The organism is Streptomyces sp. NPDC001927, assembly GCF_053594455.1.
This window is the reverse complement of record NZ_JBSFEN010000012.1, coordinates 92368-114702: the sequence shown is the minus strand read 5'-3', so window position 1 is coordinate 114702 and position 22335 is coordinate 92368. Positions and strand designations below refer to the sequence as shown.

At 72.5% G+C, this 22335-nt stretch carries 16 protein-coding genes; 8 read left to right on the top strand and 8 right to left on the bottom strand.

The genetic code is table 11. From position 1 onward, the window contains the following. Positions 1-98: 98 nt before the first annotated feature. Positions 99-650, top strand: coding sequence for a winged helix-turn-helix domain-containing protein (locus ACWCO8_RS30050; protein WP_451034907.1), 552 nt, complete (start codon positions 99-101; stop codon positions 648-650). On the opposite strand, the gene ACWCO8_RS30045 is transcribed toward ACWCO8_RS30050, so the two are convergent. Then, positions 651-2087 carry a PepSY-associated TM helix domain-containing protein gene (locus ACWCO8_RS30045; protein ID WP_451034906.1) on the bottom strand — a complete coding sequence of 479 codons (1437 nt, stop codon included), beginning with the start codon at positions 2085-2087 and terminating at the stop codon, positions 651-653. A 44-nt stretch (positions 2088-2131) separates the two neighbouring features. Continuing rightward, a complete protein-coding gene (locus ACWCO8_RS30040; RefSeq protein ID WP_451034905.1) occupies positions 2132-2782 on the bottom strand; it encodes a hypothetical protein in 651 nt (216 codons plus the stop codon). A 224-nt stretch (positions 2783-3006) separates the two neighbouring features. Here ACWCO8_RS30040 and ACWCO8_RS30035 point away from each other — a divergent pair, with 224 nt between their 5' ends. Both ACWCO8_RS30035 and ACWCO8_RS30030 read left to right on the top strand, forming a co-directional pair. Then, on the top strand, positions 3007-4383 hold the full coding sequence (locus ACWCO8_RS30035) for a DUF1996 domain-containing protein (protein ID WP_451034904.1): 1377 nt from the start codon (positions 3007-3009) through the stop codon (positions 4381-4383). Between the two features lie 195 nt (positions 4384-4578). After that, on the top strand, positions 4579-4947 hold the full coding sequence (locus ACWCO8_RS30030; RefSeq protein ID WP_451034903.1) for a peptidase inhibitor family I36 protein: 369 nt from the start codon (positions 4579-4581) through the stop codon (positions 4945-4947). Between the two features lie 29 nt (positions 4948-4976). Here ACWCO8_RS30030 and ACWCO8_RS30025 read toward each other — a convergent pair whose 3' ends face one another. Then, the gene (locus tag ACWCO8_RS30025; protein ID WP_451034902.1) at positions 4977-5390 is read right to left on the bottom strand and encodes a hypothetical protein; all 414 of its coding nucleotides are present in this window, start codon (positions 5388-5390) and stop codon (positions 4977-4979) included. 123 nt (positions 5391-5513) lie between these two features. Here ACWCO8_RS30025 and ACWCO8_RS30020 point away from each other — a divergent pair, with 123 nt between their 5' ends. From ACWCO8_RS30020 to ACWCO8_RS30005, 4 genes are all read left to right on the top strand, one after another. Next, positions 5514-6314, top strand: coding sequence for a tyrosine-protein phosphatase (locus ACWCO8_RS30020; protein ID WP_451034901.1), 801 nt, complete (start codon positions 5514-5516; stop codon positions 6312-6314). A 96-nt stretch (positions 6315-6410) separates the two neighbouring features. Then, positions 6411-8351, top strand: a complete 1941-nt coding sequence (locus tag ACWCO8_RS30015; protein ID WP_451034900.1) for a hypothetical protein — start codon at positions 6411-6413, stop codon at positions 8349-8351. 83 nt (positions 8352-8434) lie between these two features. Further along, on the top strand, positions 8435-9319 hold the full coding sequence (locus ACWCO8_RS30010; RefSeq protein WP_362013520.1) for a metal-dependent hydrolase: 885 nt from the start codon (positions 8435-8437) through the stop codon (positions 9317-9319). Continuing rightward, positions 9316-10374, top strand: coding sequence for a PDR/VanB family oxidoreductase (locus ACWCO8_RS30005; protein WP_451035056.1), 1059 nt, complete (start codon positions 9316-9318; stop codon positions 10372-10374). The genes ACWCO8_RS30010 and ACWCO8_RS30005 overlap by 4 nt, the downstream gene beginning before the upstream one ends. A gap of 8 nt (positions 10375-10382) precedes the next feature. On the opposite strand, the gene ACWCO8_RS30000 is transcribed toward ACWCO8_RS30005, so the two are convergent. Next, positions 10383-10649 carry a hypothetical protein gene (locus ACWCO8_RS30000; protein WP_362013524.1) on the bottom strand — a complete coding sequence of 89 codons (267 nt, stop codon included), beginning with the start codon at positions 10647-10649 and terminating at the stop codon, positions 10383-10385. A gap of 38 nt (positions 10650-10687) precedes the next feature. Here ACWCO8_RS30000 and ACWCO8_RS29995 point away from each other — a divergent pair, with 38 nt between their 5' ends. Next, positions 10688-11401 (top strand): TetR/AcrR family transcriptional regulator, encoded by a 714-nt coding sequence (locus ACWCO8_RS29995; protein ID WP_451034899.1) that lies wholly within the window; start codon positions 10688-10690, stop codon positions 11399-11401. 75 nt (positions 11402-11476) lie between these two features. Here the strand turns inward: ACWCO8_RS29995 and pulA are convergent, their stop codons facing one another. The 4 genes from pulA to ACWCO8_RS29975 all read right to left on the bottom strand — a co-directional run bounded on the left by pulA (position 11477) and on the right by ACWCO8_RS29975 (position 22294). After that, positions 11477-16876 (bottom strand): pullulanase-type alpha-1,6-glucosidase, encoded by a 5400-nt coding sequence (gene pulA, locus ACWCO8_RS29990; RefSeq protein WP_451034898.1) that lies wholly within the window; start codon positions 16874-16876, stop codon positions 11477-11479. Positions 16877-17757: 881 nt separating this feature from the next. Next, on the bottom strand, positions 17758-19449 hold the full coding sequence (locus tag ACWCO8_RS29985) for a carbohydrate-binding module family 20 domain-containing protein (protein ID WP_451034897.1): 1692 nt from the start codon (positions 19447-19449) through the stop codon (positions 17758-17760). Positions 19450-19571: 122 nt separating this feature from the next. Continuing rightward, positions 19572-20654, bottom strand: coding sequence for a LacI family DNA-binding transcriptional regulator (locus ACWCO8_RS29980; protein ID WP_451034896.1), 1083 nt, complete (start codon positions 20652-20654; stop codon positions 19572-19574). Continuing rightward, complete coding sequence (locus tag ACWCO8_RS29975; protein WP_362013533.1) at positions 20642-22294, bottom strand: glycoside hydrolase family 13 protein; 1653 nt, start codon at positions 22292-22294, stop codon at positions 20642-20644. Before ACWCO8_RS29975 ends, ACWCO8_RS29980 begins: the two co-directional genes overlap by 13 nt. Between the last annotated feature and the right edge of the window lie 41 nt (positions 22295-22335).

Below are 22335 nucleotides of genomic sequence, written 5' to 3'. Positions count from 1 at the left end.
ACCGGTGTGTGAACCGGTCCCGGCCTTCGGCCGACGCGCGAAACGACGTCGTACGTCTTCGTCTTCTCTCCGTCTCGCGCGAAAGAGCTGAGCTTGCCATGGCCCACACCCAGACCGCCCAGACCGCTCCCCTCACGCCGCTCCGCCCCGGCCGGCACCGACTGCGGGCCGTCGATCCCAACGAGGTCGTCGACCTCTCCCAGGTAGCGGAGTTCCTGCCGCCCGGTGCCACCCTGCTGCCCGCGCCGCCGCACGCGCTGCCGACGCTGCCCGGGCGGCCCCCGATGGTCGGGTATCTCGTGCTGCTGCCGGCCGGCGGGCAGCCGGCGGCCGCGGCCCCGGTGGCCCCCGTCGTCCCGGAGGACGAGCAGGGGCCCGTGACGATCGACTCCGCCCGGCGCGTCGCCCATGTCGACGGGGCCCAGATGGACCTCACGTACCTGGAGTTCGAGCTGCTCGCCCACCTCGTCGCCCACCCGCACCGGGTCCACACCCGCGACCAGCTCGTCACGACGGTGTGGGGGTACGGGCACGTGGGCGACGGGCGGACCGTCGACGTCCATGTGGCGCGGCTGCGCCGCAAGCTGGGCGCCGAGCACCGCCACACGATCCAGACCGTGCGGCGGGTCGGCTACAAGTACGCGCCCTGATCAGGCCGCCGGGGACTCCTCGGAGTCCTGCGACGCCTGGGACCTCGCCTTCACCCTGGCCACCAGGGCGAGGGCGAGGTCCACGACCAGGAACGCCACCAGGCTGAGCCCGAGCATCGGGACGAACCAGCCCACCAGGGCCGTCACCGCGAGCAGCGGAAGCAGCATGGTCGGCGGAACCTTCCGCCACGCCCCGCGCGCGACCGGGCGGCCGGGGCGGCGGAGCCACCACATCCGGTAGCCCCAGACGATCAGCAGGATGAGCGCGAGGGCGAGAGCGGCCAGCGCGAGCTGGTTGACCAGGCCGAAGGTCACGCCCATGTGCAGGTCGATGCCGAAGCGGGTGAGCTGGGCGAGCACCGGGTAGTCGGTGAACCGCAGCTCGTCCATGACCGCGCCGTCGGCCGGGTTCACGGCCACCGAGTCGAGGTGCACGGGGAACTGGGCGTCGGTCTCCTTGACGACGTAGCCCTTGCCCTCGGAGGGCAGGACGACGGACAGCTTGCCCTCGATGCCCTTCGCGCGGGCCGCCTCGAGCACCTTGTCGATGCCGACGTCCGGGCCCTTGGGGGCGGCCGTGTGGCCGCCCATGTCGTGACCCTCGTGCTCCGAGGAGCCGCCGCCCGCCCCGGCGAGGGTCGCGGAGACGGACGGGGTCGCGCCGCCCAGCTGGTCCTGGACCGCGCCGATGTTCTCGCCCGCGTACCGCGACCAGGTCAGACCGGTCGCGGAGAGCACCACGAGTCCGGCGACCGCCCACAGGCCGACCGTGCCGTGCCAGGAGAGCGTACGGCGGCGGGACTTGGGGCCGCGCTCCGGTACGAAGAGGTCACGTCGGTTCTTGCGGCGCCGGCCGATCCAGAGCGCCAGGCCGCCGAGGGCTATCACCCAGAGCCAGCTGGCGGCCAGCTCGCTGTAGTTGCGGCCGAGGTCGCCCAGGTGCAGATCGCGGTGGAGCTCGTCGATCCAGGTGCGCAGCGGGAGCGCGCCGGAGCTGCCGTAGCTGGGGAGCTGGCCCCGGATCTCGGCGGTGTACGGGTCGACGAAGACGGCGAGGGACTTGCCCTCCTCGACGTCGGGGTCGGCCATGAGGACGCGGGTGGTGGCGCCGTCCTCGGCGGAGGGCCAGACGGCGGTGACGGTGCCGTTGGGGTTCACCTTGGTGGCGGCGTGGACCTGCTGCGAGAGCGGCAGGACCTCCTTCCCGACGGGGACCTCCAGCTCGTGCGCGTAGACGATCTTCTCCGCCTGGAAGGAGAGCGCGTACAGCAGGCCGCTTGCGGCGGCGGCGAGCAGGAAGGGGGCGATGAGGACGCCGGCGTAGAAGTGCAGGCGCAGGACGAGGGGGCGCAGCGCGCTCCAGGTCCCGGGGCGGGTGGCGGTTCTCTCGGGTGGCGCTTCGGCGGATTCCGGGCGCGCGAGGTCGTCGATGGTCATGACTGTCCTAGGAGTCGGTGTCGACAGGGGGAATCGCCCCCGGGTCAGACGTGTGCTCCGAGGGCGGTGGCGCGGGGTACGGACAGCCGGGGCGGGCCGCGCCGGGAGAGGCTGTGCGCGAGGACGACGTCGTGCGGACGGCGCCGGGTGCGCGGGCGGGGGCGTACGGACCGGGGCGGCTCGGGTACACGGACGACGGCAAGCAGCAGGCGCAGCGGGGTGAAGGCGAGCGCGGCGACGGTCCGGGCGAGCGCGAAGAGCGCGGCCTCGCCCCTGGCCAGCCAGAGGCCGCAGACGACGGCGGCGAGGAGGTGGGCGGCGAGCATGCCGAGGGAGGAGTGGCTCCCGCCGGCGCCCATCGTCATCGCCATGGCCGAATCCATCGCATGGCCCGCCGCCGGGTCCAGGGCCGCGTGCGCCGTGGTCGGGTCCGTGGCCGCCATGTGCGCCATGGCCGGGTCCGTGATGGCGGCGTCCGTCATGGTGGCGGAGTGGTCCGTCGCCGTGTGGCGGGACGTGCCGCCGCCGTGTCCCTGGCCGGCCGAGAAGATCAGGTGCAGCGCCGTCTGGACGGCCGCGAGGCCGCCCGCGATCGCCACCGGGCCGCGCCGCCGGCCACCCGCCAGCCACGCGATGCCACCCGTGACGGCGAACGCCGCGTACAGCGAACCCGCCGGGATCTCGTGCGCAGACATGGACGAATGCCCCACAGCGGCCAATACCACGCAGACCGCCGCGAAAAGCGCGGCTCGCAGGGCGCGTATCGGCGACCGGGACTCCGTCATGATTCGGCCATGGTGACATCCCGTCGCCGCGAGCGGGAGACCGCCTCCCTGGTCAACCTCCCGGTCGATGCGTCGAACGAACATAGCTATCGATCGGGCTGAACGCGTGGGGCGTGGCGTGCGTATGGAGTCCCATGCGACGCACACGAAAACGTTCGACACGCGCGAAACGAGTTGTGGCCGTCTCCGTCGCCCTGATTCTGGGCGCGGGCGGCCTGGTCGCCGTCAATGTCTACGCCTCCGCCGGCGAGGGCCGGGGCGATCCGCCGCCGTCCGACGCGCGGAACGCGGTCTCGACGATCGACTGTCCCGACGCGGCCGAGGAGCTGACCGACGTACCGGAGGAGGCTCGGGACTCCGTGGACCGGGAACTCGCGGCCCTCGACAGCCAGATCACGGCCGCCTACCAGCGGCTCGCCGACGACAGGGAACGGGTCGAGAGCGACCCGGACTTCGCCGAGCAGCAGATCCTGGCCCCGCTGAAGGACGAGCGGCTCCCCGTCCTGCAGCGGATCGGGCAGTCCGTGGACGAGCCGCTCGACGGGCTCGCGCCGTGCACCCTGCGCGCCGACGACGAGCCCAGCGGCGGCGGTCGCGGCGGCGACGAGCAGGGGCAGTCGGGGAACGGGCCCGAGGCCTCCGACTTCGTCGACATCCGCTCCGTACGCCCCAATGTGAACCTCCCCCAGCAGCGCCGGGGCGGCTCGCGCGGCTCGTTCGTCACCGACTGCGGCCGGAACCAGAACGGCAAGTTCAACCCGGACAACGTCATCGTCGCGCCGGGCGTGAGCAACGGCGCCCACCACATGCACGACTACGTCGGCAACCAGGCCAACGACGCCTTCGCGAGCGACCAGGACCTCGCCAGGGGCCGGACCACCTGCCGCAACCAGGGCGACCGGTCCACGTACTACTGGCCCGTGCTGCGGCTCCAGAACGGCAAGGCCGAGAACGATGCCAACGCGGACGGTGGCGGCAAGGACCAGAACGTGGGTGAGATCCAGACACCCGCGCAGGTCACCCTGAACTTCGTCGGCAGCCCCATCTCCAAGGTCACGGCGATGCCCCGCTTCCTGCGGATCATCACCGGCGACGCCAAGGCCTTCACCAACGGCGACGCGAACGCCAACGCCTCCTGGTCGTGCACCGGGTTCGAGAACCGCCAGCTCAAGGACAAGTACCCGATCTGCCCGCAGGGCAGCAAGGTGGTCCGGACGTTCCGCTTCCAGAGCTGCTGGGACGGCCGGAACACCGACAGCGCCAACCACCGCACCCACGTGGCCTTCGCCGACCCGAGGAGCGGACGGTGCGGCAAGGGCTTCCGCGCCATCCCGCAGCTCGTCCAGAGGATCGTCTACGACGTGCCTCCCGGCCCCGGCTTCGCGGTCGACTCGTTCCCCGAACAGCTCCACAAGCCGATCACCGACCACGGCGACTTCATCAACGTCTTCGACCAGCGGCTGATGCGAAGGGTGGTGGACTGCGTCAACACCGGCCGCCGGTGCTCCTAGGACCCGTCGCGCGAGCCGGGTCCGGGGACGCCCGGATCCGGCCCGGGCCCCGCCCGGCGCCCGAAGATCACCGGCGCGTGCGCGGGGGCGTACGGAGAGACGATCAAGGACTCCGGTAGGGCCATGTGGGGGAGCTCGGGCAGCCGAGCCCCGGGGCATACGACTCCGTGAACCCACTCTTCTTCGGAGCTGCCCGTGAAACGCAACATCCTCGGACTCCTCGCCCCGCCCGTGTTCGCCGCCGCGCTGGTCTTCGCGACCGGCTCCGCGGCCGCGGCACCCAGCGGATACGACCGGTGCCCGAGCGGACACTTCTGTCTCTTCAGCGAGTACGACGGCAACGGCGCGATCGCGTCGTTCCGCCTGGGCAGCCCCAACCTCGCCCAGCAGGGCTTCGACGACCTGGGCGCGTCGTACGCCAACCACACCGACAGCGTCTGGTGCACCTACGGCGACTACAACTACAGCAAGGCGCAGCTCCACGGCGCCTGGGAGGCGAACACGGCGGGGAGTCTGGGCGAACTGCACAGCTTCATCAGCTCGGTGCGGAAGGGACAGTGCTGACGAGGAGCGGGATCCGGACGACGAAAGGTCTAGTGGTGTCCCGTACCCGCGTCCGCACCTGAGGAATGCGTCCCGTGCGGCTCGGTGGTCTCGATGCGACCGCCGAGCCGTTCGCGTACCCGCTCCACCGTCCCCGCCTCGCCCGAGACCGCCCACTTGCGGCCGACGAGGTAGGAACCGCCGTAGTCCTTGGCCTGGTTGAGCCACTCGCGCTGGCCTCGGTCGGTCGCGAAGGTGGTCAGGACGTACGTGCCGTCGTCCGTCGCGCACTTCGCCTGGCGCAGCTCCGTCGCGTCCGTCTGGACCTCCGGGGTGCAGACGGCGCGTTCCGCTATCTGTTCGAGCGTGCCGCTCGCTTCGGCGGGGGCGTCCCCGGGCGCCGACTCGCAGGCCGCCAGGGCGAGCAGGGCCGCGGCCACCGCTGCCGTTCGTCGCGTACGCATCAGCATCCGCCCATCCTGCCCGCCCGGTCGCGCCAGGGTGAGCGGAATCCGATCGGTTACGGTTTGGTGGGTTATGCCCCTGTACGTACCGCCCTGAGGGGCCGATCCGGAGGAGTCGACGCCATGCCCGCCATCCCCGCCGCCACCGTCGCCAACCTCCGTGACCTGGGCACCCTCCCCCTCGGCGGGGGCCGCAGCGTGCGCTCGGGCCGGATCTTCCGCTCCGCGCAGCTCGACCGGCTCGACCCGACCGAGCCCGCCGTGGCCGCCCTCGGCATCCGTACCGTCGTCGACTTCCGCACCGCGCACGAGCGCGCGGACCGCCCCGACCACCTGCCGCCGGGCGGGCGGCTGCTCCTGGCGGACGTGCTCGCCGACCATCTGGCCGCCAGCGGCCTGCCGCCCGCCGCCCAGCTGAAGTCCCTCCTGACCAACCCGATGCTGGCCGAGCAGGCCCTCGGCGGGGGCCGGGCCCACGAGGCCTTCACCCGCACGTACCGGGCCTTCGTGTCGACCGACTCCGCCCGCCTCGCCTACCGGGCGTTCCTCACCGAGCTGGGCGATCCGCGCGGCGGGCCGCTGCTCTTCCACTGCACGGCCGGCAAGGACCGCACGGGCTGGGCGGCGACGATCGTGCTGACACTGCTCGGCGCGGACGAGAAGACGGTCATGGCGGAGTACCTGTCGGTCAATCCGGCGGTACGGCACGCCTTCGCGCCGATGATCGAGGGGTTCACGGCACAGGGCGGCGACCCGGAGCTGGCCCTCGCCCTGATCGGGGTCGTACCGGAGTACCTGGACGCGGCGCTCGACGAGGTGGCGGTCCGGCACGGCTCGATGGAGGCGTACGTGCGGGACGGGCTCGGCGTCCCCGACGAGGTGACGGACGTGATCCGCGAGCGGCTGACGGTGTACGACGTCTGAGGCGCCCGGGTTCTCCCCAGGGGTCCTCCGTCCGGGGGACCCGTCCGAGGGACCCGTCCGAGGTGACCATCGCACCATTCGCTCGTTCTGCTGAATGTGAGCACCCAGGAACTCGACGCCTCCCCCCTCGGCGCCCCCCTCGACCCGGTCGATGTCGAACAGGCCGAGGCGGCGCTCGTCGAGCACTACCAGCGTCTCGTCCGGATCGCGTACCTCGTGCTGCCGCCCTCGCTCGGGCGCAACCGGCGGGTCCTGACGGCGCACGCGCTCGTCCAGGGCTCGCTGCCGCGCCGCCGGACGTCCGGTTCCGGGATCCCCGGAGCGCGCCGGGCCGAGGACGCCGTCGACCCGGGGTACGCGTACGTGCGGGGCGAGGTGCTGCGGCAGGCGCTGATCGCGGGGCTGCCGCTGCTGCGCCGGGCGCTGCCCCGGCGGGCGCAGTTCCCGCCGCTGCTGCCGCAGGTGTGGGGGCTGCGGCTGTTCCCGCGGGCCGGCGGGGCCGACGAACTGGCCCTGGACCAGAGGCTCTCCGCGCTCTCCGGACCGGCCCGCGCGGTGTACGTGCTGCGGGGGCTGGAGCGGCAGGGCGACCCGGAGGTGCTGCGGGTGCTCGGGGCGGCCGGGGTGGCGCGGGCCGACGCGGCGGCGGCGCTCGCGGAGGCGAACGAGCTCCCCGCGCAGTACGCCCTCCTCGACTCGCCCGAGTTCGATCCCTGCTCGCTCCAGGCCCGGCCGCCGGACCTGATGCGCCGCCGCCAGCACGGCCGGGCCGCGCTCGCCGCGCTCGCGGCCGCCCTGGTGTGCGGGACGCTGCTCGGGCTGCCCGGCGACGGCTGGGGCCCCGGCGCCGCCGCGCCCTCGTACGCGCGCAATCCGGCGGCCGAGGCGGCGCTCGACCCGGCGAAGCTGCGGCGCGTCCCGGCCGGGTACTGGCAGAGCTCGGCGCGGACGGACTTCTCGGTGTGGCCGGTCAGGGGCGCCCTGGCGGACGACCGGGGGCTGCTGCGCCGGGCCCTCGCGGTGTGGGCGAGGCCGGGCCCGTCGGTGCGGTCATCGGCGACCCCGGGGACGCCGGTGGGCCCCCCGATGGGCCCGCCCCAGCTGCTGTACGCGGGCGAGGTGGACGGCTCGCGGATCGTGCTCCTGCACGACGGGCTGCGGGCGGTCCGGTACGCGGAGCCGCGCGCGGGGAGCGCGGGGGCGGCCCTGGACTTCGCGCGGACCGACGGCGCGGACCTGGTCGGTTCGGCGGCGCTCGTGCTCTCCCGCACGACGGCCAACGTCCGCTATCTGACGGCGCCTTGGGTGCAGGAGACGGCCGTACGGGACCTGCTGGCGCCGGCCAAGGAGCCCTGGCGGCTCGGCCGTGACGCGCACGGGGTGACCGAGCCCCTGCTCAGCCCGGCGCAGGCCCAGGGGTGCACGGCGTGGAACACGCTCCAGGTGCGGGACGCGAACGGGGAGCGGCTCCTTGCCGATCTCGGCGAACTGGCCCCCGCCCGGCTGACCTCGGGGCCGCCCGCGGCGCCCAAGGACGTGACGGGGAAGGACGCGACGGCCAGGGCGGCGCGGGAGATGTGGGCACGGGCTGCCTGCGGGCTCACGGCGGTCCGGTCGCACGGGGTGCGGTCGGTGAACGCCTGGCCGTTCGCCGAGCAGCGGCTCCCCGAGGACGGGGGCCGGGCGGCCTGGGTGTGCGCGCGGGCGGAGACCTGGCGGGGCAACGGGAGCCGGGTCCTCGCCCAGTTCCAGGTCCAGGCGCCGAAGGTGGCCGCGGCCGTCGCGGCCCGGGCCGAGGAGTCCCCGGCGTGCGGGGTGCGCGACCCACGGGTCCTGGCGGGGGTGCTCTGGCAGGCGAAGAGCGGGCACTGGTACGTCCTGGCCGCGGGCAGCGGGGAGTTCGTGTCGCTGCGGACCACGGGCGGGGTGAAGGGCGAGGCGGAGGGCCGGCTGCTGGCGGTACGGGCGAAGGCGGGCGCCCGTGCGAACCTCGACGGCACGCTGAGGAACGGGACGCGGGTGGGGGCGCTGCGCTAGGGCGATTCGCCTGGATCACGCGCGGGTCGAAATCTCGTGCACGACCCTGTTGCCAACTGCTTACCCCTCAGTACATTGACGGCATGTCTAATACGCAGCCTGCACCGGTGGCGTCGGAGCACATCGAACTCAAGGCCCGCAAGGTCTCCTTCGACTGGGAGGAGACCCCGCTCCACTGGGTTCCCGGCGACCCGTTCACGACCCACACCATCAACGTGCTGCACCTGCTGCTCCCGGCCGGCGAACGCTGGTTCGTGCACGTGTACAAGCAGGTGCTCCCGTTCATCACCGACGACCGGCTGCGTAGCGACGTCATCGGCTTCATCGGCCAGGAGGCCGTCCACTCCCAGGCCCACGACGACGTGCTGCCGCACCTCAAGAAGCTGGGCCTGGACCCCACTCCGTACACCGCGCAGGTCGACTGGTTCTTCGAGAAGCTGCTCAGCGACCGGACCCTGCCGCCCGGCCGGGCGCGGCGCTGGTGGCTGATGGAGCGGGTGGCGCTGATCGCCGCCATCGAGCACTACACGGCCTTCCTCGGCAACTGGGTGCTGAACGCCGAGGAGTTGGACCGGCGGGGCGCGGACCCGACGATGCTGGACCTGCTGCGCTGGCACGGCGCGGAGGAGGTCGAGCACCGCTCGGTCGCCTTCGAGCTTTTCATGCACCTCGACGGCGGCTACCGGCGCCGCGCCCGCACCTGGGCCACCGCGTTCACCGCGCTGGTCTTCCTCTGGCAGCGCGGCACCCGCTTCTTCATGGAGAACGACCCGACGCTCGTCGACGGCCGTGCCTCGGTGGGCCAGTTGGTCCGCAAGGGCCGGGAGGGTGTGCTGCCGTCCACGCCCGACCTGCTGCGGGCCGTCCCGCGCTACCTCAGCCGGGCCTACCACCCGTCCCAGGAGGGGAACACGGCCCAGGCCGTCGCGTACCTGGCCAACTCCCCCGGCGCCAACGGAGGCCGCTGACCATGCCCCGTCTCCGTACCGTCGTCCTGATCGCCGGGGCCGCGGTCCTCGCCAAGCGCGCCATGCGCCGCCGGATCACCGCCGCCCCGCTCTGGCCGATGCCCGCCCTCGACGAGCCGACCTCGGGCCGCGGCCGGCTCGCGACCGTGACCCGCAGGGTCCTGGTCGCCGAGCGCACCGAGCCCGCCGAGGGCGTGGTCCGGCTCCGCCTCGAAGGCACCGGCCTGCCCGCCTGGCAGCCGGGCGCCCACATCGACCTGATCCTGCCGTCCGGGCTCGTCCGCCAGTACTCGCTGTGCGGCGACCCGGCCGAGACCGACGCGTACACCGTGGCGACCCGGCTCATCGAGAACGGCCGGGGCGGTTCGCGCGAGGTGCACGAGCAGCTCCACGTGGGCACGGAGATCGAGATCCGCGGGCCGCGCAACCGCTTCCCGCTCGTCGACGCCCCGGCGTACGTCTTCGTGGCGGGAGGCATCGGCATCACGCCCGTGCTTCCGATGCTGCGCGCGGCGGAGGCGGCGGGCGCGGAGTGGCGGCTGCTGTACTGCGGGCGCAGCCGCGCGACCCTGCCGTACGTGGAGGAGATCGAGAAGCTCGCCGGCGGCAGGGTGTCGGTGGTGACCGAGGACGAGTCCGGCCGCCCCGACCTCGGCTTCCTCGCCGAGCTCCCCGAGGAGACCGTCGTCTACTGCTGCGGCCCCGAGGGCCTGATGGCCGCGGTGTCCGCCGCGCTGCCCGAGGGCCGGACCGCGCACCTGGAGCGCTTCTCCCCCGCCGGTACGGCGGGCGGCGGCCCGTTCGAGGTCGAACTGCGCCGCTCCGGGCGTACGGTGACGGTGGCCGCCGACCAGTCGGTCCTCGCCGCCGTCCGGGGCGCGGTGCCCGGGGTCGCGTACTCCTGCGAGCAGGGCTTCTGCGGCACCTGCCAACAGCGGGTCCTGGAGGGCGAGGTCGACCACCGGGACGAGCTCCTCACGGACGGAGAGCGGCCGGGCTCGATGCTGATCTGCGTCTCGCGGTGCGCCGGGGAGCGCCTGGTACTGGACCTGTAGGGGTCGGGTCAGGGCAGGATCAGCCAGTCGAAGGCGAGGGCGGCCGCGAGGCCGCCCACCAGGAGCCAGGTGCCCAGGCGGGTACGGCCGTTGCGGGAGAGCTCGATCACGACGCCGCAGAGGATCATCGCGAGCCCGTACACGCCGACGACCAGAACGGACGTCCGGCTCGCGAGCCGGATCGCCAGGACCACGGCCATGGCGACCAGCAGAACGGACGCGGCGGCTATCCGTAGTTGGCGTGCCTGCTTCGGGCTCAAACCGGATGTGCTCATGTCGAGGGAGCGTATCGGACGCCCGTTAGGCTGTTCGCATGACGACCGGAGTGCGCCGCAGGATGGGCGTCGAGGAGCGCAAGCAGCAGCTGATCGGGGTGGCCCTCGAGCTGTTCAGTCACCGCTCGCCCGACGAGGTCTCCATCGACGAGATCGCCGCGGCCGCGGGGATCTCGCGGCCGCTGGTCTACCACTACTTCCCCGGCAAGCAGAGTCTGTACGAGGCGGCGCTGCGGCGGGCGGCGGACGAGCTGGCCGCCCGCTTCCTGGAGCCGCCGCAGGGGCCCCTCGGCGCGCGGCTGCTGCGGGTGATGGGCCGGTTCTTCGACTTCGTCGACGACCACGGCCCGGGCTTCGCGGCGCTGATGCGGGGCGGCCCCGCGGTGGGCTCCTCCACGACGAACGCGATGATCGACGAGGTGCGGCAGGCGGCGTACGAGCAGATCCTGGCGCACCTGGAGGTGGAGACCCCCTCGGCCCGCCTGGAACTGGTCGTCCGCTCCTGGGTGTCGCTGGCGGAGTCGACGGCGCTGATCTGGCTCGACGGGCGTCGGGTGCCGCGTGCGGAGCTGGAACTCCAGCTGGTGCACGACTTCGCGGCCCTCGCGGCGGTGAGTGCGGCGTACGACACGGACATGGCGGACATCCTGATCCGCATGCTCGCCGACGAGCCGTCGGACGGCCCGTTCGGCGAGCTGGTCGGCCGGCTCATGACCCTGGTACCGAGGGTGCCGGCGCAGGGCGCGCGTTAGGCGCCGGGTGGACACCCCTGAGGAGTCCCCACCGCTGGGTGGACACCCCTGAGGAGTGCCCACCCAGCCATGTGCTCAGCCGGCCTTGAAGACGGCCACTGTGCGGGACGGGACCGTGAAGGTGCCCGTCGTCGGGTCGTAGGACGCCGACTTCGCCGTGGTGTCCGCGCCCGCCGCCTGGAGCGGGTGGAGGGCGTAGGGCTTTCCGGACAGGGCCGCGATCCGCTGGGGCTGCCGCTGCGGGGTCGCGTTGAAGACCACCACGAGGTCGCCCAGACGCATGGTGATCACGCCCGGGGTCTCGTCCGTGCCCGAGAGCGGGAACGACAGGGCGTCCTGGACCTGCCCGGCGGTCGCCAGGGAGAAGGCGGGTTCCGTCGTACGGATCTTCTGCAGGTCCCGGTAGGCGGCCGAGGCTCCGTCGATCTCGGCGCAGCCGACCGTCAGTGACGGGGCGGTCAGCAGGGGCTTTCCGTACCCCCACTTCGGCTTGTTGTCCGCCGCCGGCGGCAGGCCGCGGCCGAAGCCGTTGCCGTCCCGGCAGTCCCAGTGGATCGCGTTGAACCAGTCACCGCTGTCGTACGAGTTACGGTCGAGCGACTTGGAACGCAGCAGGTCCGAGCCCGCCTGGGAGAGCGCGGGGCCCTGCGAGAGCGTCGCCGTCGCCATGGCGAGGACCTGCATGCGCGCCCGGTCGGCGGCCGAGGTGGTCGCCGGGAGCTTGAAGGCGAGCGCGTCGTACAGGGTCTCGTTGTCGTGGGCGTCGGCGTAGGCGAGCGCGTCGCCGGGGGCCGCCGCGTACCCTGCCGGGGAGCCGTTGTAGTCGACCTGGCTGCCCTTGACCGTACGGCCCGAGGTGTCGGTGAAGGTGTAGTCGGCGAGGTTGCCGGAGAGACCGACCTTGATCAGGTCCTGGTAGTGGAGCAGACGGGCCTTCTGCTGCTCCGGGGTGCCGTTGGCCGTCGAGGAGTTGGGGTCCGTGAAGAGGCCCGAGGCGAAGCCCTGGACGCCCGGGTCCTCGTCGAAGGGGCCGCCGCCGCGCACGGCGTCACGGGCCCGGTCGGAGAAGGTCGCGATCCCGGTGCCGGCCATGTTCTTCTGGGTGGCCTGGACGAAGCGGGCGTCGTCGGCGATCTCGCCGAAGTTCCAGCCCTCGCCGTAGAGGACGATCGCCTTGCCGTCGACACCGTCCTTCGCCACGGTCAGCGCGTCCAGGGCCTTGCGGACGGCGAGGATGTTCTCCTTCGGGTGGTGGCCCATGAGGTCGAAGCGGAAGCCGTCCACCTTGTACTGCTTGGCCCAGGTGACGACCGAGTCCACGACGAGCTTGCCCATCATGGCGTTCTCGGGCGCGGTGTTGGCGCAGCAGGTGGAGGTGGCGACGGAGCCGTCGGCCTGGAGGCGCTGGTAGTAGCCGGGCACGACCTTGTCCAGGACGGACTTGTCGGCCTGGCCGCTGGCCACGGTGTGGTTGTAGACGACGTCCATGACCGTGCGCAGTCCGGCCCCGTTGAGGGACTGGACCATCTGCCGGAACTCGACCGTGCGGCGGGTGCCTTCGGGGTCGGTGGCGTAGGAGCCCTCGGGGACGGTGTAGTGCAGCGGGTCGTAGCCCCAGTTGTACGCGTCCTTGGCCGCCGCGGCGGCCACGCAGGCCTGCTGCTCCTCGGAGTCGGGGGCGTAGACCTTCAGGTCGCAGGCGGGGGCGGTCTGGTCGGACTTCTTCTCGGGGATCGTGCCGATGTCGAAGGCCGGGAGGAGGTGGACGTACGAGGTCCCCGAGGCGGCCAGGTCACGAAGGTGGCGCGAGCCCTTGCTGCCCGCGTCGGTGAAGGCGAGGTACGTGCCCCGGTGGGCCGGGACGGCCGTGGTGTCCGCGATCGAGAAGTCGCGGACGTGGAGCTCCTGGATCTGGGCGTCCCGCAGGGGCACGGCCGCGGGCTTCTTCAGGCCGGTCCAGCCCTTGGGGGCGAGCTTCGGGTCCGTGAGGTCGACGACGAGGCTGTGGGTGGAGTCGGTGGTCAGGGCGGTGGAGTAGGGGTCGGTGACCTTGTTGGTGACGAGCCGCTGGACGCTCGGGGCCCAGACCTTCACCACGTACCGGTACGGCTTTCCGGTCCACGCGCGCGTGCCGGTGGCCGACCAGACGCCGGAGGCGTCGTCGCGGCGCATGGGCACGGTCCTGCCGTCGAGTTCGAGGGCGACCGACTGGGCGGTGGGCGCCCACAGGGAGAGCGTGGGACGGCCGTTCCGGAAGACCGGGCCGAGGTCGGCGCCGGTCGCCTTCGGCGCGTACAGGGCGTCGAGGACCCCGGCGAGCTGGACGCCGGTGGCGGTCAGGACGGCACCGTTCGCGGCGTACTGGGCGGCGACGAGCTGACCCCCCAGGGCCTCGCGGATCCGGTCGCGGTCGCGCGGGTCGACGGTGAAGGCGCCGTACGACTTCAGGTGCGGGAACGCGGCCTTCTGGGCGTCCGTGAGCTGCGTCCGGTTCAGGCGCAGCACCTGCCGGTCGCCGCTCAGCGCCCCGTCCTCGACGGTGATCGCACCGTCGCGGGAGGCGAGCAGCACGCTGGAGGCGGCGGCGTCGCTGCCGTTCCAGGCCAGCGTCGTCCCGTCGAGCCAGACGGCCTGGGCCTTGGTGAGGTCCAGGGCCGCGCCGCCGCCCTTGGGCTGCGGGAGCAGGTACTTCTCCTGGCCGCCGAGCAGCCAGACCTCGTGGCCGTTGGCCTTCAGGTCGAGGGACTGGTCGCTGGGCAGGTCCTTCTCGTCGCCCTTGTGGAGGATGTAGGAGAGGGAGGTGGCGCCGGCGGCGAGCGGGACCTCGTAGACGGCTCCGTAGGCGTCGACGCGGACCGGCTCCAGCGGCTTGCTCCAGTCGGTGGGGTTCGCGGCGCCGGTCCAGGTGTGCAGCCCCCAGCCCGTGTAGTTCCCGTCGGCCCGCTTGTAGTGCAGGACGGCCTTGGCCGTGTCCTGCGGCGGGTACGCACCGTCGGGCGCGGCGTTGAGCACCTCGGCCTTGCCCTGCTCGATCCAGACCTCGCCGGTGCGGGACAGGTCGACGGTCCGGTCGGCGTCGGTGTCCTTGACGCCGTCCTTGTTCACGGCGATGAAGCCGACCGAGGAGGCGCCGGGCTTGAGCTTGACGTAGGCGAAGGCGCCGTACGCGTCACGGCCGGTGAACGGCTTTCCGGCGGGCCAGGTGGTGCCTTCGCCGTCGGCGATGTCGCCCCAGGTGTAGAGGCCCCAGTCGTCGTAGTCCCCGGCGGGGCGCTTGTAGTGGACGATCGCGTAGTCGCGCTGGGTGGCGGTCGGCGGCTGCTCGACGGCCGGGGCGCCGCTGGTGGTCGCGGCGGTCGCGCTCGCGGTGCGGCCGGCGCTGTCGACGACGACGGCCTTGTAGCGCAGGGCCGTTCCGGGGGGGGCGGTGACCTTCTGGGTGACCTTGTACGGGGCGTGGTCGGCGGAGCCGAGGACCTGCCACTTCCCGGTGCCGGTCTGGGCGGCGAAGACGACGCGGTTGAGCCGGCCGCCGTCGACGTCGGCGCTGATCTCGACGGTGCCGGTGGCTCCGGCGGCGGGCGCCTTGAGGGTGAGCGTGGGGGTGGCGGCGGGCGCGGGGAGCGGCTTGGCGGCCTTGAGCACGAGGGAGCCGAGGGCGGGGACGGTCACCTTGACCTTGGTGTCACCGGCGCTGGTGACACGGGTCGAGCCGCCGCCGTGGAGGGCGGTGAAGTCCGTGCCTGCGGCGGAGCCGGTGGGGATCTCGACGGTCCTGGCCTCGGTGGAGCTGTTCACGGCGACGACGTACTCGACCTTGGCCCGGGCGTCGGTACGGGAGAAGGCGTAGACGTTGCCCTCGGCGTACCGCTGCTCCTGGACGCCGTCGCGCAGGGCGGGGTGCTCGCGCGTGAGCTTCGAGAGGGCGGCGATCTGCCGGTAGAGGGGGTGCGTGGGGTCGTACGCGTCGGTGGCGTGGGTGCGGTCGGTGCCGAGCTGGTCGTCGTCCAGGTAGTCGGCGGTCTTCGAGGCGAAGAGGGTCTGGCGGGAGTCCTTGTCGCCGCCGGCGCCGGTGTAGCCCTGCTCGTCGCCGTAGTAGACGACGGGGTTGCCCCGGGTGAGGAACATCAGCTCGTTGGCGAGCCGGTAGCGGGCGAGGAGTTCGGCGTCGCCGGCCTTCGGGTTGTCCTGCTTCAGGAAGGTGCCGAAGCGGCCCATGTCGTGGTTGCCGAGGAAGGGCACGGACTCGTAGGCGTTGGCCTTGTCGGTGGTGTAGCGGTAGTCCTGGCCGAAGAGGTTGGCCAGCTTGTCGGCCTGGGCGCCCTGCGAGGCGAAGGCGCGGGCGGCGTCCTGGAAGGGGAAGTCGAGGGTGGCGTCGAGGCGGCCCTCGGTGACGTACGGGGCGGTGATCGCCGGGTCGGCGGAGTACACCTCGCCGAACATGAAGAAGTCCTCGCGCCCGCGCTTGGCTGCGTACGCGTCGAGGGCGGTGGCCCATTGGGTCCAGAAGGCGGTGTCGACGTGCTTGACGGTGTCGATACGGAAGCCGTCTATGCGGAAGTCCCGAACCCACCGCTGGTAGATCTTCTCCATCCCCTCGACGACCTCGGGACGCTCGGTCCAGAGGTCGTCGAGTCCGACGAAGTCGCCGTACTGGGAGGACTCGCCGGCGAAGGTGGAGTCGCCGCGGTTGTGGTACATCGTGGGGTCGTTGAGCCAGGAGGGAACCTTGAGGTTCTTCTTGTCGGCGGGGACGACGGGGGTGCGGGGGAAGGAGTCGGTGTCGACGCGGGGGAAGGAGTCGGCGTCGACGCGGGGGAAGGTGCCGCTGCGGTCGTCGAAGGGGACGCCGTCCTTCGTCAGGTACGGGAAGGCGCCCTTGGAGAGGTAGTCGTACGCCTTCTCTTCGTAGTCGACGACGTCGGCGGTGTGGTTGGTGATGACGTCGAAGAAGACCTTCATGCCCTTGGCGTGGGCCTGGTCGATCAGCTTCTCCAGGTCGGCGTTGGTGCCGAAGTGGGGGTCGACCTGGGTGAAGTCGGTGATCCAGTAGCCGTGGTAGCCGGCGCTGGCGTCCTTGCCGGTGCCCTGGACGGGCTGGTTCTTGAAGATCGGCGCGAGCCAGATGGCGGTGGTGCCGAGCCCCTTGATGTAGTCGAGCTTCTTCGTGAGCCCCTTGAGGTCGCCACCTTGGTAGAACCCCTTGTCGGCGGGGTCGAACCCGGTCTGGAGGCGGGTGCCGGTGAGGCGGCCGCGGTCGTTGGCGGGGTCGCCGTTGGCGAAGCGGTCGGGCAGGACGAAGTAGAACTGCTCGCGGGTGAGGTCGTGGCGGGCGGGTTGGTCGGCGAGCGCCCGGTCGGTGGGGGGTGGTGGGGGCGGGGGCGCAGCGGCTGCGGGGAGGGCGGGGCTGAGCCCGACCGCCAGACTCGCGGCGAGGGCGACGCCTAGGGCGCGCGATCGTCCGGTGCGGAACAAGTGCGTTCTCCTTAACGAGTTCGGACACCCCACCCCACCCCTCCCCGAAACCCTGCCGGGGGCTGGTGGGGACGGGCCGGCACTACCGGGGGCTTCGCCCCCGGGCCCCGGGGGGCGGGCGGTGCGGCGGCTTCGCGCCGCGAGGCGGTGGGCGGGTGGCGCGGCAGCTTCGCGCCGCGGGCGGTGGGTGGGGCGCCGCCGGGTGGCGGCTCCCGTTGTGGGCGGGCGTTCCGCCGGGGCGGAACGGTGGTGGGCACAACCCGCGGGGGCGGTGCCCGGAACGAGACCGTGGGCCGCAGGCCCGCGGCGCCGCCGGTGGGCGGTGCACCGCAGGGCCGTGACCCCCGTTGTGGGCAACCGTTCCGCCTGGGCGGAACGGGTGGGCACAACCCACGGGGGCGGCACCCGAGACAAGACCGTCCGGCACGGGCCCCGCGGCGCCGCCGGTGGGCGGTGCGCGCCGCAGGATCGCGACCCCCGTTGTGGGCAAACGTTCCGCCGGGGCGGAACGGGTGGGCACAACCCACGGGGGCGGTGCCCGGAACAGGGCCCTTCAGCCCGGTCCCGGCACGTGGGCGGCAGCTTCGCGCCGCGGCCGCAACCACCGTTGTGGGCAAACGTTCCGCTGGGCGGAACGGGTGGGCACAACCCACGGGGGCGGCGCCCGAGGCAGGGCCGTTCAGCCGGGTCCCGGTACGGGGGCAGTGCCCGGGACAAGGACGTTCAGCCCGAGCCCCGCACGCGGGCCGCAGCTTCGCGCCGCCGCCGCAACCACCGTTGTGGGCAAACGTTCCGCCGGGGCGGAACGGGTGGGCACAACCCCCACGGGGGCGGCCCCCGGGACAAGGCCGTTCAGCCCGGCCCCGTACAGGCGCCGTGCGTCACGTGCGGAACGTGTCCGTCAGCGTTAGCTGGCCGGCCGGCGGGACCGTCGCTACGCGGTTCGCGCCCGACTCCCACGTCACGTTGCCCGCCGCGTCCTTGCGGAGGTACTTGTACTCGAACGTCGTGCCCGCCGGGAGGGGGACCGAGAGCGTCCAGGTCGGGTACGACGCCGGGTCCAGTTTCAGGGCCGCCGCGGGGGACCAGTTGCCCAGCTCCGTGCGGTTGCCCGTCACGTAGATGTTCTGGCCCACCGTCGTCGTCGCCGTCACCGCGAAGGACGCTCCCGTCGCCGATGAAGGCGGCGCGCACGTGCGCGCGTTCACGTGCAGCGCCAGCGCCGTGTTCGACCCCAGCGTCGCCGTGAACTGGCCCGACGCGTTCACCGTCACCGGATTGCCGGTCTGCACGTCGCAGTACGTGCCCGCCGCCAGCCCCGTCTGGAACGTGCGCGTCAGCGAGCCGCTCTCGTGGTTGATCGCGACGTACCCCTTGTCGCCCCGCCCGAACGCGATCGCGTTGTTGCCGTTGTCCCACCAGTTGCCGACCGCCGTGCCGCGCGTCGCGTTGCGGAAGCCCACCATCGAGGCGATCTCGCGCCACGCGTGCTGGCACTTCCACCCGTCGGTGTAGCAGGCGTTGACCTGGCCACCGCCCGGCGCGCCGGCGTCCTTGTCGGACCACTCGTAGCCGGAGTGGACGTCCGGGGAGCCGTACGGCCAGGCCAGCATGAAGACCGAGGCCAGGGTGTACGTCGCGCCGTTCTTGTAGTTGAGGGTGTCGCCGCCGCGCTCCGTGTCGTGGTTGTCCACGAAGACGCCCGACGAGCCTGACGGCATGTAGCCCCATGATTCGCCGAAGTTGCTCAGGTACGACAGCTTCTCCGAGCCGAAGATCCGCTTCAGGTCCCGCGCGTAGCGGAACTCCTGCACGTCCCCGTTGCCCAGGTACTCGCTCGGCGACACCGCCTCACCGGCCCCGAATATCGCCTCCTGCTTCCAGTAGACGCCCGGGTTGCTCAGCCGCGACTTGATGTTCGCGAGGTCCGCCGCCGGCATGTGCTTGGCCGCGTCGACGCGGAAGCCGTCCACGCCCAGCGACAGCAGGTCGTTCATGTACGCGGCGATCCGGCCCCGCACCCAGTCCTCACCGGTGTCGAGGTCCGGGAGGCCCACCAGCTCGCAGTTCTGGACGTTGGCCCGGTCCTGGTAGGTGGAGATGGTGGCCCGGCAGTCGTCCATGTCGGCGCCCGAATACAGGCCCGGGTAGTCGTACTTGGAGAACGAGGTTCCGCCCGTCCCCGTACCCGACGCGTTCGCCATGTGGTTGATGACGGTGTCGGCGACGACCTTCACACCCGCCGCGTGGCAGGTGTCGACCATCGACTTGAAGGCGGTGCGGTCGCCGAGCGGTCCGGCGATCTTGTAGCTGACGGGCTGGTACGCGGTCCACCAGGTCGAGCCCTGGATCCGTTCCTGGGGCGGCGAGACCTGTACGTAGCCGTAGCCGGCCGGACCGAGCTGGTCCGTACAGGCCTTGGCCACCGAGGCGAACTTCCACTCGAACATCACCGCGGTGACGTCCTTGGGCCCGGGTGCCGCCGCCCACGCCGGGGCGGGCGGCGGCGCCGTGACGGCCACAGCGGCTCCCGCCACCAAGGCGAGTGCAGCGGCCACGGTCTTTCTGGCCATGATTCCTCCTGACGACGTCCCTGTCGCAAGAAGTTGCCGAAAATGACAGCAACTGTTTTCAGCCGTGACCGTACGAGCGCCCCGGGGCGGGGTCAACCCTTTGGACCCCTCAACGCAAGCAATTACGCAAGGAGTTGCAGCGAGCGCTCGGCCGGCGGCTGCGCCGTGGAGCCGCGGACCACCAGCTCCGGCTGGAAGACGAACTCCGTGCGCTGCACGGGGTTGCCCTCCACCTCCTCCAGGAGCGCGCCCACCGCCGCCGTCGCCATCGCCTGCACGGGCTGGCGCACGGTGGTGAGCGGCGGGTCGGTGAAGGCGATGAGCGGCGAGTCGTCGAAGCCGACCACCGACACGTCACGGGGCACGTCGAGGCCCCGCGCGCGCACCGCGCGGATCGCGCCGAGCGCCATCAGGTCGGAGCCGCACACGATCCCGGTGCAGCCCTGGTCGAGCAGGATGTCGGCCGCCGCGTGCCCGCCCTCGACACCGAACAGCGTGGGCCGGATGTACCGTTCGGCCTCCGCCCGGTCCAGGCCGAGGGCCACGTGCAGCTCGGCCGTGAAGCCCTCGGCCTTCCGGCGCGAGGGGACGTAGCGCGTCGGGCCGATCGCGAGGCCGATCCGTTCATGGCCAAGCTCGACCAGGTGCCGTACGGCCATCCGCGCCGCGGCCCGGTCGTCGGGCGAGACGAAGTTGGCGTCCACGCGCTCGTTGTAGCCGTTGATGAGGACGAACGGGACGCCCCGCGCGGCCAGTCGGACGTACCGCTCCGGGTCGGCGGTGGCGTCCGCGTGCAGCCCGGAGAGGAACACGATGCCGGTGACCCCGCGCTCCTCCAGCTGCTCGACCAGCTCGTCCTCGGTGGCCCCGCCGGGCATCTGGGTGCAGAGCACCGGGGTGTAGCCGTGCCCTGCCAGGACCTGCTCGATGACCTGCGCGAACGCGGGGAAGATCGGGTTGGTCAGCTCGGGCACGACCAGGCCGACCAGGCCCGCGCTGCGGCGTTTGAGCCGTACCGGACGCTCGTAGCCGAGCACGTCGAGCGCGGCCAGGACGCGGTGCCGGGTGCCGCCGGCCACGCCCGCCTTGCCGTTGAGGACGCGGCTGACCGTGGCCTCGCTGACGCCCGACTGGGCCGCGATGTCCGCGAGCCGCGGGGCGCCGTTCCCGGCGCCCCGCGGCAGGGGAACGGTCACACCGCCCACCAGACGGTGGTGTCGGCGGGCAGCTCCACGACACCCTCTCCGTGGGAGACGGTCTCGTTGGAGAGGAGGAACCGGCCGGGCAGCGGGACGGAGATGGCCCGGCCGGTGGTGTTGGCGGTGCAGACGAAGCCGTCGCGGCGGAAGGAGAGCACACCCTCGGGTGCCTCCAGCCACTCGACGCCTTCGCCCGCACCGAGTTCGGGTCGCTCGCGGCGCACCGCGAGCGCGCTGCGGTACAGCTCCAGGGTGGAGCCGGGGTCGCCCGCCTGGGCCTCGACGCTCAGGCCGCCCCAGGTCGCCGGCTGCGGCAGCCAGCTGCCGCCGTCGCCGAAGCCGTACGACGAACCCTCGACGGTCCACGGGATCGGCACCCGGCAGCCGTCGCGGAAGCCGTCCTGGCCGGTGGCCCGGAAGAACGACGGGTCCTGACGGACCTCGTCGGGCAGGTCGGTGACGTCCGGCAGACCGAGCTCCTCGCCCTGGTAGACGTAGGCCGAGCCGGGCAGCGCCAGCATCAGGAGCGTCGCCGCCCGGGCCCGGCGCAGGCCGAGCGCGCGGTCGCCGGGCTCGCGCAGCTGGGTGCCGAGGCCCGCCGGGTTGGCGAAGCGGGTCGCGTGCCGGGTGACGTCGTGGTTGGAGAGCACCCAGGTGGTGGGCGCGCCGACCGGGCGCATCGCGGCGAGCGAGGCGTCGATGACCCGGCGCAGCTCCTCGGCGTCCCAATGGGTGCCCAGGTACTGGAAGTTGAAGGCCTGGTGCATCTCGTCGGGGCGGACGTAGTGCGCGGTGCGCTCGACGGTCGGGGTCCACGCCTCGGCGACGAGGACGCGCTCGCCGTCGTACTCGCTCAGGACCTGGCGCCAGGAGCGGTAGATCTCGTGGACGCCGTCCTGGTCGAAGAAGGGCATGACGTCGTTGCCGAGCAGCTTGAGCTGGTCGTGGGCGCCGATGTCCGGCAGGCCCTCGGCCTTGACCAGGCCGTGGGCGACGTCGACGCGGAAGCCGTCGACGCCCATGTCGAGCCAGAAACGCAGGATGGAGCGGAACTCGTCGCGTACGGCGGGGTGTTCCCAGTTGAAGTCGGGCTGCTCGGGCGCGAAGAGGTGCAGGTACCAGTCGCCGTCCGCCACCCGCGTCCAGGCGGGGCCACCGAAGATGGACTCCCAGTCGTTGGGCGGCAGTTCGCCGTTCTCGCCCTTGCCGGGGCGGAAGTGGTAGCGCTCGCGCAGCGGGGAGCCGGGGCCCTCGCGCAGCGCGCGCTGGAACCACTCGTGCTGGTCGGAGGAGTGGTTGGGCACCAGGTCGACGATGATCCGCAAGTCCAGCTCGTGCGCCTCGCGGATGAGGGCGTCGGCGTCGAGCAGGTTGCCGAACATCGGGTCGATGGCCCGGTAGTCGGCGACGTCGTAGCCGGCGTCGGCCTGCGGGGAGGCGTAGAAGGGGCTGAGCCAGACGGCGTCGACGCCGAGGTCCTTCAGATACGGCAGCCGGCTGCGGATGCCCTCCAGGTCGCCCATGCCGTCGCCGTTTCCGTCGGCGAAGCTGCGTGGGTAGACCTGATAGATCACCGCGTCTCTCCACCAGCCCGTGTGCGTGCCGGTGGTCGGGGCGGCGGCGGGGGCAGCGAGATGCTGGGTCATGTCTTCCTTGATCGGTAAGGAGAGGCGTAAGGACGAAGACG

What these genes read in the sequence shown, in the direction of transcription:
- ACWCO8_RS29975 (WP_362013533.1), bottom strand. Translation starts at nt 22,294, where the DNA reads ATGACCCAGCATCTCGCTGCCCCCGCCGCCGCCCCGACCACCGGCACG.
- ACWCO8_RS29995 (WP_451034899.1), top strand. Translation starts at nt 10,688, where the DNA reads ATGACGACCGGAGTGCGCCGCAGGATGGGCGTCGAGGAGCGCAAGCAG.
- ACWCO8_RS30025 (WP_451034902.1), bottom strand. Translation starts at nt 5,390, where the DNA reads ATGCGTACGCGACGAACGGCAGCGGTGGCCGCGGCCCTGCTCGCCCTG.
- ACWCO8_RS30020 (WP_451034901.1), top strand. Translation starts at nt 5,514, where the DNA reads ATGCCCGCCATCCCCGCCGCCACCGTCGCCAACCTCCGTGACCTGGGC.
- ACWCO8_RS29985 (WP_451034897.1), bottom strand. Translation starts at nt 19,449, where the DNA reads ATGGCCAGAAAGACCGTGGCCGCTGCACTCGCCTTGGTGGCGGGAGCC.
- ACWCO8_RS30000 (WP_362013524.1), bottom strand. Translation starts at nt 10,649, where the DNA reads ATGAGCACATCCGGTTTGAGCCCGAAGCAGGCACGCCAACTACGGATA.
- ACWCO8_RS30045 (WP_451034906.1), bottom strand. Translation starts at nt 2,087, where the DNA reads ATGACCATCGACGACCTCGCGCGCCCGGAATCCGCCGAAGCGCCACCC.
- ACWCO8_RS30035 (WP_451034904.1), top strand. Translation starts at nt 3,007, where the DNA reads ATGCGACGCACACGAAAACGTTCGACACGCGCGAAACGAGTTGTGGCC.
- ACWCO8_RS30050 (WP_451034907.1), top strand. Translation starts at nt 99, where the DNA reads ATGGCCCACACCCAGACCGCCCAGACCGCTCCCCTCACGCCGCTCCGC.
- ACWCO8_RS30040 (WP_451034905.1), bottom strand. Translation starts at nt 2,782, where the DNA reads ATGTCTGCGCACGAGATCCCGGCGGGTTCGCTGTACGCGGCGTTCGCC.
- ACWCO8_RS30010 (WP_362013520.1), top strand. Translation starts at nt 8,435, where the DNA reads ATGTCTAATACGCAGCCTGCACCGGTGGCGTCGGAGCACATCGAACTC.